The organism is Lysinibacillus sp. SGAir0095 (assembly GCF_005491425.1).
GTDB lineage: Bacteria > Bacillota > Bacilli > Bacillales_A > Planococcaceae > Ureibacillus.
Map to the genome: position 1 here is coordinate 729,680 of NZ_CP028083.1, position 14,894 is coordinate 744,573.

The following is a 14,894-nucleotide window of genomic DNA, read 5'->3' on the forward strand; positions in this document are numbered from 1 at the left end:
CAAAGCAAAATGAATCATAACAAAATGGATAAATTAATAGAGGAATATAAGGACATACCCATTCCGGCAGAACTAAGCCAGGTAGTAGAGAGTGCTTTACAAAAACAGGGAAAACCGAGAAGAACAAAAACTAAATGGGTTGCAGGGGCAGCAGCGGCTGCAGTCATTTTCACAACAAGCGTTAACTTGAGTCCAGCGCTGGCAAAATCATTAGAGAGTGTCCCGGTAATTGGTAGTGTGGTGAATGTACTAACGGTAAAAGAATACAAAGTCGATAAAGGTAACTATCAAGCGGATATCGAAGTTCCAGTAATTGACCAACTAGATAATAAATCACTAGAACAAATGCTTAATGCTAAATATTTAGAAGAAGGCCAACAGCTTTACGATAATTTTATAAGTGAAATGGAACAACAACAGGCATTTGGTAAGGATGGTCATCTGAGCGTAACTAGTGGATATAACATAAAAATTGAAACAGAGCAATTGCTATCAGTTGGTCGTTATGTAGAGGAAACAGCGGCTTCTTCAATGACAACTATTCAATACGATACAATCGATAAACAAAATAAAATATTAGTGACTCTGCCAAGCCTATTTAACGACAGTAGCTACATAAAAGTTGTTAGCGAAAATATTAAGCAGCAAATGGAACAACAAATGAAGAACGATTCTTCAAAAATGTATTTTATTGATTCTCTAGACGCGCCTGTATCTGATGGCTTTAAAATGATTTCCGAAAACCAGAATTTCTATGTGAATGCTAATCATAAATTAGTAATCGCGTTTAATGAATATGAAGTTTCTCCAGGTTACATGGGAACAGTGGAGTTCATAATTCCAACCGAAGTTATACAAAGTATGCTTGTGAGTAATGAATATATTAAGTAGGAAGAATCGTGGCCCGAAATCCTTTGTGATTTCGGGTTTTTATAATTTGAGAGAAGGAGCCTCATTTTTATGTAATTGGTCTTCAGTTCCAAAACGCTAAATCGCCTATCATGTATACATCATTCATCCCAATAAATGATGAACCCGAAAGCTTATGATATAGTAAACAAAGGGATTTGAATGAAAGGATGTTTTAAGAAATGGCAAAAAGCTTGGTACTCGCCGAAAAACCATCAGTAGCACGTGATATTGCACGTGTATTGAAATGTGATAAAAAAGGAAATGGCTATCTAGAAGGAGCACAATATATCGTAACTTGGGCTCTAGGGCACTTGGTGACACTCGCTGACCCAGAAAGTTATGATGTTAAATATAAAAATTGGAATTTAGAAGACTTACCGATGCTGCCAGAACGGCTAAAACTGACGGTTATAAAACAATCAGGCAAGCAATTTAATGCAGTTAAATCACAGCTTAACAGAAGTGATGTCAATGAAATCATCATAGCAACAGATGCAGGTCGGGAAGGTGAATTAGTTGCACGCTGGGTTATTGATAAGGCAAAAGTAAAAAAGCCGGTCAAACGTTTATGGATTTCTTCTGTAACCGATAAAGCGATAAAAGATGGCTTCCAAAATTTAAAGCCGGGTAAGCAATATGAAAATCTCTATCATGCTGCTGTAGCTCGTTCAGAAGCAGACTGGTATATCGGTTTAAATGCTACTCGTGCTTTGACAACACGTTTTAATGCCCAGCTGAACTGCGGGCGTGTTCAAACACCTACTTTGGCTATGATTGCAGCACGCGAAGATGAAATTAAAAACTTTAAACCGCAAACTTATTACGGGATTGAAGCTCAAACAGATTCCGTTAAACTAACGTGGCAGGATGCAAATGGCAATAGCCGAAGCTTCAACAAAGAAAAGGTTGATGGCATTGTAAAATCACTTGGTCGTCAGGAGGCTAAAGTTGTTTTAATTGATCGGAAGGCAAAGAAATCTTATTCTCCTGCTCTCTATGATTTAACGGAATTACAACGTGATGCCAATAAATTCTTTGGTTATTCTGCTAAGGAAACGTTAAACCTAATGCAAAAATTATATGAACAGCATAAAGTTTTAACATATCCTCGTACGGATTCTAGGTTTTTATCTTCTGATATCGTGAACACATTGCCAGAGCGTTTAAAAGCCTGCGGAATTGGGGAATACCGTTCGTTGGCCAACAAGGTATTGAACAAACCAATTAAGCCGACAAAAGCATTTGTTGATGATAGTAAGGTAAGTGACCACCATGCGATTATTCCAACTGAAGGCTATGTAAACTATTCTGCTTTCTCCGACAAAGAACGTAAAATTTATGATCTAGTCGTTAAACGATTCCTTGCAGTTCTTTTCCCTGTACATGAATACGAGCAATTAACTGTACAAGCTGAAATCGCCGGAGAAAAGTTCATTGCAAAAGGGAAGACAGTACTTCAAGCGGGGTGGAAGGAAGTTTATGAAAATCGCTTTGATGATGATGACGCAACGGATGATGTAAAGGAGCAGCTTCTTCCACGTATTGAAAAAGGGGACGTACTAAAGACGAAGCTAATAGCTCAGACTTCTGGCCAAACTAAACCACCCGCTCGATTTACAGAGGCAACATTATTATCTGCAATGGAAAATCCAACGAAGTATTTGGAAACTGGCGATAAAAAGCTTGCCGATACATTAAAATCTACAGGTGGACTGGGAACAGTTGCAACACGTGCTGATATTATTGAGAAGTTGTTTAACACATTTTTAATTGAAAAACGTGGTGGCAAAGATATTTACATTACTTCTAAGGGGCGTCAATTACTCGATTTAGTTCCCGAAGAATTGCGCTCACCGGCTACAACTGCAGAGTGGGAACAAAAGCTTGAACTGATTGCAAAGGGTAAATTGAAAAAAGATGTGTTTATCAATGAAATGAAAGAGCATACTAAAGAAATCGTTTCAGAAATTAAAGGGAGCGATAAGAAATACAAACACGATAATATCTCAACAAAGACATGCCCGGATTGCGGAAAACCGATGCTTGAGGTAAACGGTAAAAAAGGAAAAATGCTTGTTTGCCAAGACCGTGATTGTGGTCACCGTAAAAATGTCTCTCGTGTGACGAATGCTCGTTGTCCTCAATGTAAGAAAAAACTTGAATTGCGTGGAGAAGGCGAAGGTCAAATCTTCGTTTGTAAATGTGGTTACCGTGAAAAACTATCTGCTTTCGAAGCCCGCCGCAAAAAAGAGGGTGGAGGAAAAGTAGATAAGCGAAGTGTACAAAAATATATGAAGCAACAAGAAAAAGAAGCAGAACCAATTAATAATGCCTTTGCGGATTTATTAAAAGGCTTGAAGTTTGATGATTAGCTCTCCGATCTAGCATTAATTGATTAGCATAAATAAAAACAGTATCTTGGATTTGAAAAAAATTTAAGATACTGTTTTTTTATGTAAGTAAGCGCATCTACCATTAATTTATTGAGTGAATTACTGGAGTTTGGAGATAATAGATTAGGGAAGTAAAAGGGAGAAAATGTTTAATTATAATACACCATTTTTTTGCAAGTATAAAAATTGTGAAAGTTTTGTTGACCAATTGTAAAGAGATTGTAAATTTTATATTTCAATTTTGTAATAACATTTACTTCCTGTGTTGAATTATGAATAATAGTGTCGACGACATCGAAAGGGTGAAACAAATAGATGGATTGGCAGACGATGATTTTCCAATTTCTTGGAGGTCTAGGTTTATTCTTATTTGCAATTAAGTACATGGGGGATGGTCTTCAAAGAGCAGCTGGAGACAGACTCCGCGAAATTTTAGATAGATTTACGACAAACCCGATAATGGGTGTATTAGTCGGGATTATTGTTACAATACTGATTCAATCGAGCTCGGGAACAACAGTTATTACGGTTGGTCTTGTAAGTGCTGGATTCATGACATTACGTCAGGCGATTGGTGTCATTATGGGGGCCAATATTGGTACAACTGTAACGGCATTTATTATTGGGTTTGATGTTGGAGCTTACTCTTATCCAATTATGGCTTTAGGTGCAGTACTACTATTCTTCTTTAAAAAAGATCGAATCCAAAATATTGGACAAATTCTATTTGGATTTGCAGGTCTTTTCATCGGTCTCGAAATGATGGGCGATGGAATGAAACCTTTACGTGATTGGGAAGCATTTATTGATTTAACGGTTAGCTTCAGTGATCATCCAATCTTAGGAGTAGTTGCAGGGACAGTCTTTACCTTGATTGTTCAATCTTCATCTGCAACTGTAGGGATTTTACAAGGACTTTATTCAGAAGGTTTAATTCCACTTGGTGGAGCACTACCAGTTCTATTTGGGGATAATATTGGTACAACCATTACAGCGGTATTGGCGGCATTGGCGGCTTCTGTAGCAGCTCGTCGTGCAGCGGCAGCACACGTAATTTTCAATGTTATAGGTACAATCATCTTCATGATTTTCTTGCCAGTATTTGTAAACTATGTCGAATGGATTTCTGGTGTTCTTGGACTTGAAGAGAAAATGCAAATTGCTTTTGCACACGGCACATTCAATATTATTAATACACTGATTCAATTACCGTTTGTTGGCTTATTAGCCCTTCTGGTAACGAAAATAGTTCCTGGTGAAGATGCTACAGTTGAATACGGAGCGAAATATTTAGATAAAACTTTAATTGGACAATCACCATCGATTGCACTTGGACAAGCAAAAGAAGAAGTGGTTCGAATGGGCGAGTTTTCTGTAAAAGGACTTCAAGAGTCGATGGACTATCTATTTACCGGTGATAATAAGCATGCCAATATGACGGTTCAGCTAGAGGAAGCAATTAATAATCTAGACCGAGTGACAACGGATTACTTAGTTGAATTATCGAAGGAATCCTTATCAGAAAACGATTCTAAATTACATCATTCCCTATTCCAAAATATACGTGATATTGAACGAGTAGGAGATCACTTCGAAAATCTAGTTGAGTTAATTCAAGCAAAGGATTCCAATCGAGTGAAATTTAGTGAGGAAGCAACCGCGGAACTCAAAGAAATGTATGAATTAGTTTTAGATGCGGTAAGCTTATCAGTCCTTTCATTAGATAAACAAAGCAAAGACTTTGCTAGAGAAGTGTTGAGTAAAGAAGACCGTATTGATGAATTAGAAAGAGTTTTACGTAAGCGTCATATTCTTCGTTTAAATAAAGGGGAATGTTCAGGACAAGCAGGTATCATCTATGCAGACATTATTAGTAATTTAGAGCGTGTAGGTGATCATGCAGTAAATATTGCAGAATCAATCTTAGAAGAAAATCATCCGTTGATGTAATTTGAAAATGTGCAAAGAGAAAATCTTTGCACGTTTTTTTATTTGTCGTAAAGATTTTACGGATTTTATTTTATGAAAAAGTAATCAAACTATTTGTAGAAAATTACATATTAAATTAAAATAAGTTATATAATATGATTATTTTCCTATGAATAGGGTGAGTTTTGATGAGAGTATCAGATATTCTTCTAAATAATGGTAATTTTGAGGAACGCAAACGTATATTGCAACGGAAAGAAGCAAATGACGCCTATAAAAAGAATGCGATTTATACACAAGCTAAAAAGAATCCTATGCTCAAAGTGCTTGAAGATTTATTATCAGGAAAAACAGAACAAGAACTGTTTAAAAAGGACAATGGTATATTAAGTGAAGAGAACGAGAAGAGTAACGCTAGCGCACTAAATGAAATGAATGTTGATATTAAATCTCAGGAAGAGACAGATATACTAACACAGCCCTCTGAAACAATACGGCAATCAGAAATTGAACTGGCTAGTGATGAAGAGGAACATGTGAACCGAATTTCTTCTATACAGTTTGAAGATTTCAATTCACCCGAGTGGGTAACTAAAACGGCAATGCCAACAAATTCCCTTACTAGTAGTTTTGAAAGTTTGCTCTTTGAGAAAACGTATACTAAAGCGATTTCAAGCTATACCTATCAAATGCTGATAGCAAAAAACAGTTTCCAGCTAGAGCAACCGAAATTTTCACTTATAGCTTAAGATAGAGTTGTCTCATGAATGTTTGAGGCGACTTTTTTATGTTCAAGCAAGTTGCTTAGATTTATTTTAAATGAAAAAAATCCCAAAAGTTTAGAACCTTTGGGATTTTAGGTTATTTAAGACTTGGTATCCATAAAGAAAGAGCCGGAATATAAGTTAACAGCAGCAATACAATGATGGAAACAATTAGGAATGGCCATAGTGATTTAACTAATGAACCAATCGAAACTTTTGTAATCGATGAAGCAATGAACAATCCTGAGCCTACAGGAGGAGTCAAAATCCCAATTGTTAAGTTAATACAGATAATAATCCCAAAGTGAATAGGATCTACATTGTATGCTGGCAACAAAGGCATAAAGATAGGAACCAAAATAACTAAAGCGGCAATTCCATCCATGAACATCCCGACAAATAGCAAGAAAATATTAACTAATAATAAGAATACGATTGGGCTATCAGACAAACTAACCATCCAAGCAGCAATTTGTTGAGGCACCTGTTCAAAGGATAGCATCCATCCAAAGATATTGGCCATTGCAATCAGAACTGTTATAACGGAAGTTGTGATGACCATTGAAGCAAAAATGCTAGGCAGTTCAGATAATTTTAATTCTCGATACACAAATAACCCGACAACTAGTGCAACAACACTGGCAATTGCAGCAGATTCAGTTGCAGTAAACACCCCACTTAAAATCCCGACAATAATAATTACTGGTACCAAGAGGGCAGGGATTACTTTAATAAAAGAATCTAATTTCTCTTTCATTGAAGTGCGTTCTTGCTTGGGCCATTGTTGTTTCATGCCGATAATCGCAATGATAACCATAAATGAAAAACCTAATAAAATTCCAGGAATAACTCCTGCCACAAACATTTCACCAATAGAAGCTCCAGAGCTAACTCCATAAATGATGAACATCATACTTGGCGGAATAATTGGACCTAAAAGACCCGCTGCAGCTGTGATAGCAGTACTAAATTCCTTTGAATAACCTGATTTCTCCATCTCTGGAACCATTGTACGACTCATCATCGCGATTTGTGCAGTTGCGGAACCGATAATGGCTGCTAGCATCATATTGGCGATGACGTTTACGTAAGCCAGCCCACCTAGGTAATGACCGAAAAATTGTTTCGCCACGTTTACAAGTCGTTTCGTAATCCCACCAGAATTCATTAGCTCACCTGCCAACATAAAGAGTGGAATTGCTAACAATCCGTAGTTCTCCATCCCTGAATATAATCTTTGAGGTACAGTTAATAGTAGCCCCATGTTGTCGGTTGCAAAAATATAAATAACTGTAGTCATTCCCAAAACATAGGCGATCGGAACACCTAACAATAAGAGTACAGCAAAACAAATCAACGCAATTGTCATTGTAAGGATTCCTCCTGTTCACTATCACTAAAATCTATAATTATATTTGCAAGTACGTGAAACACGGAGAAAACAAAACTAACCGGAATACTAAAATAGAAATAGATTTTAGGGATATTCATCGCTGTTGACGTTTGCACCAGTATGCTTGGCATACTAATCCAGACAATCGCGAGATATAAAATGTAGGCGACGAATACTAAAAGAATAATATGGCTTAAGGCTTGTACATATTTTTTATATTTAATAGGAACTAAGTCTGTCAAAATCGTAATAGATGGAGAAGCTTTTTCCTTAAGAGATAAACTTCCTCCAATAAAGGTGATCCAAATTAAACAGAAAATGGCTAACTCATCTGACCAAAATAGGGGAGATTTCAATACATACCGGAAAAATACTCCTGCTGCCAGTGAAACAAGTAATCCGATTGCCAATAGAATGGCTAATAATTTTTCTATACTAAAAACGATATTATTTATTTTTTTTACTATCTTCAAAAGATCACCTTCTAACTTGTAGAGTATGTAAAATTAAGTGCGTTACTAATAATAAGTAAAGGGGACTTTTCTATCTTAATAAGATAAGAGAAAGTCCCGTTTTTATTTATACTTAAGCTAAGAAAAATTTTATTTACTATCAGCAGCTTCGATAAATGATTTGATAATGTCTGATTTATTCGAAAACTCTTCGCGTACTTGATCAGTAACTTCTTGGAATTCTGCAGTGTCAATCTGTTCTAGGACTTCCACACCTGCAGTTTTTAATGTCTCTAGGTTAGAAGCTTCACGTTTGACTGCTTCTTCCACACCCCAATCAACAGCAGTTTTCATCGCTTGTTTTACAATTTCTTGATCTTCAGGTGATAATTCATCGTAAATTTTTTGACTCATGACAATTACTGTAGGGAATGTCATTTGATTTGTAAGTGTTAAATATTTTGCGTTTTCATAGTATTTTTCTGTAACTAATGCATCCAAGTCAATATCAATTCCATCGATAACACCAGTTTGTAGAGAAGTATATACTTCTGTTAAAGGCATTGCTGTAGGGCCAGCTCCAACTTTTTCCCAATAAGATTGCATTGCTGGGCTACCAATGATTCGAATTTTTTTCCCTTTTAAATCAGCAGGTGTTTCAGCAAAGCCATCCTTCATCAGAACATGGCGGTTACCTGCAAATGCAAAGTCAAGTCCAAGCAAACCTTGAGAGCTTAATGATTCCAGCATTTGTTTCGCTTCTTCCGAATCACGCATAGCAACTGCTTCTTCTAGGTTGCTGAATAGATATGGCATAAACCATCCATTTAATGAATCTTCACGTGTACTCATATAGGCATTTGTCATAAATCCAAAATCAATAGCGCCTGTTTCAATTTGCTGAACCATATCTGCTTCCGCCCCAAGTTGAGAAGCAGGGTAGATTTCAACATTTAGTCTTCCGTCTGAAAGATTCGATAATTCTTCCCCAAACTTTTTCGCTGTAGCATTCCAAACGTGAGACTCTTGTACAACGTGAGCAACTTTAAATGTACGTGTATTTCCTTCACTTGAACTATCACTTGAACTATCACTTGAACCACCAGCAGCTGTTGTTGAATCAGTACTTTCAACACATGCACTAAGCACAACGGCTAGAATTGATAGCGTTAACAATAACCAATACTTTTTAACTTTCATAGAATTTCCCCCTCAAATAATCCCTTTATATATTAAGGCTGTTCGTAGCAAGATAACTATATCTATTACAGCGTGTTATAGAATAATAGTTTAGCAAGCATACTTAGTTACCTAAATACCATGAAAAAAGTGTTAAACCCCCGAATTAACTCTTTTGAGATAGTGTTAAAATTATTGTGGAAAAAAGCGTTTTCATTTTCAGATAATCGAAATTATCGTAATAGTGAAATCTATACACTTATAATATAAAAATAGACGCAAAATTGTCAAATAGTTTTTAATAAATAGAATATTAATAATAACCAATGTATTTATGAAACGTTTTTACTCTGGTTATTTCCATATATCAGTAATGACCTTTTCAAAATAAGAAGGGTGGAATTTGGAGATGCTCCCAAATTCTACCCTAGATTTATAGAATAATAATATTGTTATTATTACCGGAACGCAGCTTTAAATTCTCCAGTAATCGTTTGGTAACCATTATTTGATTCATAAGCTTGTTCTTGTTCTAATTCAAAACGATCCATGATTGGAATATCGTTTACTGAGAATAGGTAAGAGTCCTCGGAAGCAACATGTTCATACCAAGCCCAGTTTGGCACTACGAAGTAATCGCCTTTTTTCCAATCAAAACGGACACCGTTAATTACTGAGTAACCAGATCCTTTATGAATGTGGTAAACAGTAGAGTGTGTATGGCGCAGTGCTTTTGTATGGAAATTCTTTGGTAAATGCTGCATTCTAGTACCTAAAGTAGGGTTAGCAGATTTTCCTGTAGATGGATTGATATATTCTACTGCAAATCCGTGATGTGGATCTGGATCAAACTCCATTAAGCCTTTTATTCCTTCCACTGTACGATCCCACTTATAGTTTGCAAGTGGGGCAACAATGTATTTATCATCCCCAACAGGACGGACCATACCACCGCGGTACCGTTTTTCACTGAAATTATCCGGGATATTTGGTTGTTGTAAACCGTCAGCATATGGCTCAAAGAATGTACCACCAATTGAATAGATCGTTGGAATATCTAAAGCATCCATCCAAAGCATAGGTTCTGTTCCTACATGTTCATGACCATGCCATAAGTTTTTTGGCGTGATTAAGAAATCACCTTCCTCCATGAAAATGCGTTCACCTTGAACAATTGTGTAAGCTCCTGTTCCTTCAGAAATGAAACGAAGGGCACTTTGAGAATGGCGATGGGATGGTGCTTTCTCTCCAGGCTGCAGCATTTGAACAGCTGCGTAGATTGTTTGTGTTGTAGATGCCCATCCCCAAGGCTTACGATAAGTTAAACCAGGATTTTGGAAGTAAATGGCACGTCGTTCGCCACCACGTTCAGGCGTGAAGATTTGTGCAGCTTCTCCCATTTTCTTTTTAATCAACTCATCGCTCCAAAGGTAGGCTTCTGCATGGGGTTTTGGTGTATGGTTCATAATTTCGGGAATGGCTTCCCAAAGAGGTCCTAAGTTATATTGTTGAATGTCTTTCGTGTAATCGGTTACAATTGAACTTTTCATAAATTCTTTAACTTCTTGACTTACTTCTGCCATATTGCATTCCCCTTTACAATTAATATTTTATAGTAAGAGGGGAGTAGTGAATCCACTACTCGTGCCCTCCATCCCCTAAGCTTTAAACCGTAGCTACCACTTCAGTAGCTCTTACTCTATTTTCAAGCACGCCAACTTTATCGATTTCAATCGACACAACGTCGCCATCCTTTAAGAATTGTTGGGGTTTCATTGCAAACCCAACACCACCAGGAGTACCTGTTAGTACAACATCACCTGGCTCTAAAGTCATTAGATTTGATAGGAAGGAAACTAGTTTCTTAACATCAAAAACTAGATTTGAAGTATTTGTTTTTTGACGAACTTCACCATTTACTTTCAATACAACATCTAATCCTGATGGATCCTGCAATTCATCGGAAGTCACTAAGTAAGGTCCCATCGGTGCAGTTCCATCAATTGTTTTACCTTGCAACCACTGAAGCGTGCGACGTTGAATATCACGGTATGTTACGTCGTTCGTAATCGTGTATCCTGCAACATAATCAAGTGCCTCTTCCTCAGAAACGTTGCGTGCTTGTTTTCCAATAACAAATGTAAATTCAGCTTCATAGTCTAGTTGATCTGAGATTGGATAGAATGGGATATCATCCTCTGGTCCGATAATTGTGTTCGCAAATTTTGCAAAAATGACAGGATTCGAAGGAAGTTCACGACCCATTTCTAATATGTGCTCACGGTAGTTATGACCGACACAAATAATTTTTCCCGGGTTTTGAACGGGCGCTTCAACCTTCACTTCGTCTATTGTATAAACGCTTTTTTTATCAAAGCTATCCGGATTTGCTAGAATGAAATCGATTGCATTTTGAGCTAACTGAAGAGATTCTTTTCCCCCTTGGTATAATTCGTCTGCCGTTGCAGGGACGAATGCGTGAGCAATTTCTTCATAGCGATATTTACCTTCTGTTTTTAGCTGTGCTTGGTAAGCATAATTTAAGTCGATTACTTTATCTCCAACAATTGCACCTGCTCTTGTATGTCCTGCTGATGTGAAGTTGATAAGTTTCATAATAATCCCCCTAATAATATATTCTCGGATGATGAACAAAGTTCACTATTTATAAAAAGATTAATATCTTCCCGAAAAAATGTCAATGTTATTTATTTTCAGATAACTCGAAATGTACTCAGGAACCTATCTGAAAATCTACTTTTATAGTTAATATAGCTCGTCTGTTTAGAAATCAAGATTTTTATAAGGGGTAGTTAATTTGGATAGCCATAGTACTCTGAAACTTGCCTTGAAATATCTAGTACGAGTTGACCTATTGAATGATCTGCTGTTTTTGGGACAATTTCTGTATAGCCAACAACGGTAATCGCACCTATCAGTTCTTTATTAAAATTTAAAATGGGAACACTGAAGCTCGAAACATGTTCGACTAATGGTTCGATTTTAGTGGCAAAAAATGATTTTTTAGCATTTTCTTTTTCAGTTTCATACATTTGAAGCTCATCATTATTGAGATTTGATACTTCATTTTCCACCCATTCCTTTACTTGTGAGTTTAAAAAAGCAGAATAAATAATTCCGGTTGAAGAGGAAAGGGGTAATGTTGTACCAATTTGTGCCCCTATATTGATGCCGTAATCAGCACTTGAAATATACGTAATGAGTGGTCCGTTTACAGATGGGATGGCAAGTAGGGCGGTCAATTTTGTGTTGTCATTAATTTTTTTTAAGTAAGGAATGACAAGCTCGATAATGGATGATTGACCTAGAGCGACATTTCCCAGCTGGATTAATTTTTGACCTAATGAGTAGGTATTCGTTACTGGATTCCGATGAACCACTCCGAATTCACATAGTGTTGAGAGGTATTTATATAAATTACTCTTGGTCATGGAAGTACTATTTTGAATGTCCGTAAATTTTAAAGGCTCTTTATGTTCAGCTAAAACGTCTAAAATGTTGAGTCCAACTTGTAAAGATTGAATTACAGATACCTTATTTTTTGTTGTCATGATAATCCTCCTAAAAATGCCTAATCAATTGATTCTCTTTATCTCCAATAATCAATAACCAAATAAGCTCTCATTTCAAAATCACGTTTCCTACGTTAGTTCGCTATTATAACAAAATTAAACCTTAACCGAAATTTCTAAATTTTTTAAAATTTTTGTATTGACGTAATGATGAAAAGTGTTATAAATTTCTATTAATGAGAACACGGTTCTCTATTTGTGGAATTAGAATGGAAGAGGGGGAAAAGAATATGCAAAATGTAAGCGATATCATCATTGTGGGTGGAGGAATCGGCGGTTTAGCCACTGCTTTATCAATCTATAAAAATACTGGTAAATCAATTTCTGTTTTTGAGCAAGCACCTGAATTTGGTGAAGTTGGTGCGGGGATTCAATTAGCTCCAAACGCACTAGAGGTATTAGACTATCTTGGGGTTAAAGACGAAATTTTAAAAGTTGCAGTACAACCAAAGCGTTTAGTATTGAAAGATGTCTTTACGGCAAAAGAGGTTGCAACATTAGATTTAGGGGAAGATTTTCAAAAGGAATTCGGCCAGCCTTATGTAGTTTTACATCGTTCAGATTTACATCGCGTTCTGTTTGAAGCATGCAAAAAATTAGAAAACATTCTATTCTTTAACAACCAGGTCATCCAAAGTACAGAGCAAAGCGATGGAACGGTGACAATTACCAATCAAAATGGTGAAAAGTTCACAGCTGAAGCGGTTATTGGGGCAGATGGGTTAAAATCCAAGATCCGTAGCAACTTTGCAGATGATGAGCCAATCAATTCTACATACGTAGCTTACCGTGGCACAATCCCGATTAAGGAAGTATCAGAGGATTTAGATTTAGATGATGTGATTATGTGGATTGGACCAAATCTTCACATGGTACAATATCCTGTTCGCCGTGGCGAACTATATAACCAAGTAGTTGTGTTTAAATCCTATGATGCAACAAAGGAAGATTGGGGTAATCCAGATGAAATGGCGAAACGTTTCGAAGGTGCACATCCAAAAGTCCAAAATGCACTTTCATACATTAATCGCCAATTCCGTTGGCCGATGTTCGACCGATTACCAATCAATAACTGGTCAGAGGGGAACGTTACTCTAATGGGTGATGCTGCACACCCAATGCTACAATACCTCGCACAAGGAGCTGTTCAAGCGTTAGAGGATTCTTATATTCTTGGTGAGCAATTAAAAGAAAATGAATCTTATGAAGAGGCATTCAAAAAATACCAAGAAATACGTATACCACGCTCTGCAATGGTTCAAACAAGTGCACGTAACTGGGGAGAAATCATTCATGCGGAAGATCATCTTCTAATAATGCTGCGAGATGCAATTTTTGAAAAACATCAGCCAAAAGATTTCCATCGCGTAGATTTCTTATATGGTATCTTCAACAAATACAAAGCTGAAAAATTAATTAAAGCTAAGTGACGTTTATGCGGTGATCTTGTACTTTTAGATTGTCGTCAGTAGCTGAAAAAAGCGTTAGAGCATGAAAACTCTAACGCATTTTTAATCCTATCCCTTATATCCAAAAGCACGGGACATTTCTTTATTAATCTCTATGACTTGTTGAACGATTTCCGAGGATTTGTCATTTGGAACTTGCTCTGTGAAGCCGATAATTGTACATGCAGCAACTAAGTCATTTTTATAATCTAAAATTGGCAAGCTTAAGGAAGATACATGCCTTGTCAGCGGCTCTTTTGCAAAGGCAACGTGAGTTTCGCGAATTTCCAGTAACTCTTTCTGAAATTCTTCTACTGGGAAGGCCGAATTCTTCGTTTGTTCTTGATCAATCCAGTTAAACACTTCTTCGCGTTTTGCATAAGCAGCGTGGACTTTCCCGGCAGCAGAAAGAAGAGGGAGTTTCGTACCAATTTGGGCTCCAATATTTAAGCCATAATTGGTATTCCAAATATTCGTTATAACTGGCGTATCATTCAACCAAACAGATAACGAGGATGTCATATTAGTAACATTACTAATTTCCTTAAAGTAAGACGATAGTTTACTTGTAATGTCGTTATTTTTCATCGCAGCATTTCCGTACTCAAGAAATTTGTATCCTAATGAATAGTGACCTTGTTTAGCATCTCTATAAAGAAGATCTAGTTGTGTTAATGTATTTAAATATTTATAGAGATTACTTTTTGATATTCCAGTGAGCTCTTGAATCTCGGTAAATTTTAAAGGGTTGTCATTTTGAGCAACAACATCAATAATATTGACACCGTGAACGAGGGACCCGATGGTTGAAGCTTTGTTCATTTCCATTTT

Annotated in this window: 12 protein-coding genes; 5 read left to right on the forward strand and 7 right to left on the reverse strand. The window is 36.7% G+C overall.

Features of this window, described 5'->3' with window-relative positions; translation table 11 throughout:
• The first annotated feature begins 9 nt into the window (after positions 1-9).
• The 4 genes from C1N55_RS03730 (at position 10) to C1N55_RS03745 (ending at position 5,983) form a co-directional block, all read left to right on the forward strand.
• Positions 10-891 carry an anti-sigma-V factor RsiV gene (locus tag C1N55_RS03730; protein WP_137727564.1) on the forward strand — a complete coding sequence of 294 codons (882 nt, stop codon included), beginning with the start codon at positions 10-12 and terminating at the stop codon, positions 889-891.
• A gap of 200 nt (positions 892-1,091) precedes the next feature.
• Positions 1,092-3,284 carry a DNA topoisomerase III gene (locus tag C1N55_RS03735; protein WP_137727565.1) on the forward strand — a complete coding sequence of 731 codons (2,193 nt, stop codon included), beginning with the start codon at positions 1,092-1,094 and terminating at the stop codon, positions 3,282-3,284.
• Positions 3,285-3,620: 336 nt separating this feature from the next.
• Positions 3,621-5,255, forward strand: a complete 1,635-nt coding sequence (locus C1N55_RS03740) for a Na/Pi cotransporter family protein (RefSeq protein ID WP_240758374.1) — start codon at positions 3,621-3,623, stop codon at positions 5,253-5,255.
• Between the two features lie 167 nt (positions 5,256-5,422).
• On the forward strand, positions 5,423-5,983 hold the full coding sequence (locus tag C1N55_RS03745; RefSeq protein WP_137727566.1) for a hypothetical protein: 561 nt from the start codon (positions 5,423-5,425) through the stop codon (positions 5,981-5,983).
• A 112-nt stretch (positions 5,984-6,095) separates the two neighbouring features.
• Here C1N55_RS03745 and C1N55_RS03750 read toward each other — a convergent pair whose 3' ends face one another.
• The 6 genes from C1N55_RS03750 to C1N55_RS03775 form a co-directional block, all read right to left on the reverse strand.
• Positions 6,096-7,367: a TRAP transporter large permease gene (locus tag C1N55_RS03750; protein WP_137727567.1), complete on the reverse strand. Its 1,272-nt coding sequence runs from the start codon at positions 7,365-7,367 to the stop codon at positions 6,096-6,098.
• Positions 7,364-7,864, reverse strand: coding sequence for a TRAP transporter small permease (locus tag C1N55_RS03755; protein ID WP_168193800.1), 501 nt, complete (start codon positions 7,862-7,864; stop codon positions 7,364-7,366). The genes C1N55_RS03750 and C1N55_RS03755 overlap by 4 nt, the downstream gene beginning before the upstream one ends.
• 129 nt (positions 7,865-7,993) lie before the next feature.
• On the reverse strand, positions 7,994-9,043 hold the full coding sequence (locus tag C1N55_RS03760) for a TRAP transporter substrate-binding protein (protein WP_137727569.1): 1,050 nt from the start codon (positions 9,041-9,043) through the stop codon (positions 7,994-7,996).
• 437 nt (positions 9,044-9,480) lie between these two features.
• Complete coding sequence (locus tag C1N55_RS03765; protein WP_137727570.1) at positions 9,481-10,605, reverse strand: cupin domain-containing protein; 1,125 nt, start codon at positions 10,603-10,605, stop codon at positions 9,481-9,483.
• An 82-nt stretch (positions 10,606-10,687) separates the two neighbouring features.
• On the reverse strand, positions 10,688-11,638 hold the full coding sequence (locus tag C1N55_RS03770) for a fumarylacetoacetate hydrolase family protein (RefSeq protein ID WP_137727571.1): 951 nt from the start codon (positions 11,636-11,638) through the stop codon (positions 10,688-10,690).
• 197 nt (positions 11,639-11,835) lie between these two features.
• Positions 11,836-12,594 carry an IclR family transcriptional regulator gene (locus C1N55_RS03775; RefSeq protein WP_137727572.1) on the reverse strand — a complete coding sequence of 253 codons (759 nt, stop codon included), beginning with the start codon at positions 12,592-12,594 and terminating at the stop codon, positions 11,836-11,838.
• Between the two features lie 251 nt (positions 12,595-12,845).
• Between C1N55_RS03775 and C1N55_RS03780 the strand changes: the two genes are divergently transcribed.
• Entirely contained in the window at positions 12,846-14,045 is a 1,200-nt protein-coding gene (locus C1N55_RS03780; protein ID WP_137727573.1) for an FAD-dependent monooxygenase, read from the forward strand.
• A gap of 87 nt (positions 14,046-14,132) precedes the next feature.
• Here the strand turns inward: C1N55_RS03780 and C1N55_RS03785 are convergent, their stop codons facing one another.
• Positions 14,133-14,891, reverse strand: a complete 759-nt coding sequence (locus tag C1N55_RS03785; RefSeq protein WP_240758376.1) for an IclR family transcriptional regulator — start codon at positions 14,889-14,891, stop codon at positions 14,133-14,135.
• Positions 14,892-14,894: the final 3 nt, after the last annotated feature.

Excerpts from the sequence above, each read along its gene's own strand:
- C1N55_RS03730 (WP_137727564.1), top strand. The coding sequence starts at position 10 with ATGAATCATAACAAAATGGATAAATTAATAGAGGAATATAAGGACATA.
- C1N55_RS03735 (WP_137727565.1), top strand. The coding sequence starts at position 1,092 with ATGGCAAAAAGCTTGGTACTCGCCGAAAAACCATCAGTAGCACGTGAT.
- C1N55_RS03740 (WP_240758374.1), top strand. The coding sequence starts at position 3,621 with ATGGATTGGCAGACGATGATTTTCCAATTTCTTGGAGGTCTAGGTTTA.
- C1N55_RS03745 (WP_137727566.1), top strand. The coding sequence starts at position 5,423 with ATGAGAGTATCAGATATTCTTCTAAATAATGGTAATTTTGAGGAACGC.
- C1N55_RS03750 (WP_137727567.1), bottom strand. The coding sequence starts at position 7,367 with ATGACAATTGCGTTGATTTGTTTTGCTGTACTCTTATTGTTAGGTGTT.
- C1N55_RS03760 (WP_137727569.1), bottom strand. The coding sequence starts at position 9,043 with ATGAAAGTTAAAAAGTATTGGTTATTGTTAACGCTATCAATTCTAGCC.
- C1N55_RS03765 (WP_137727570.1), bottom strand. The coding sequence starts at position 10,605 with ATGGCAGAAGTAAGTCAAGAAGTTAAAGAATTTATGAAAAGTTCAATT.
- C1N55_RS03770 (WP_137727571.1), bottom strand. The coding sequence starts at position 11,638 with ATGAAACTTATCAACTTCACATCAGCAGGACATACAAGAGCAGGTGCA.
- C1N55_RS03775 (WP_137727572.1), bottom strand. The coding sequence starts at position 12,594 with ATGACAACAAAAAATAAGGTATCTGTAATTCAATCTTTACAAGTTGGA.
- C1N55_RS03780 (WP_137727573.1), top strand. The coding sequence starts at position 12,846 with ATGCAAAATGTAAGCGATATCATCATTGTGGGTGGAGGAATCGGCGGT.
- C1N55_RS03785 (WP_240758376.1), bottom strand. The coding sequence starts at position 14,891 with ATGGAAATGAACAAAGCTTCAACCATCGGGTCCCTCGTTCACGGTGTC.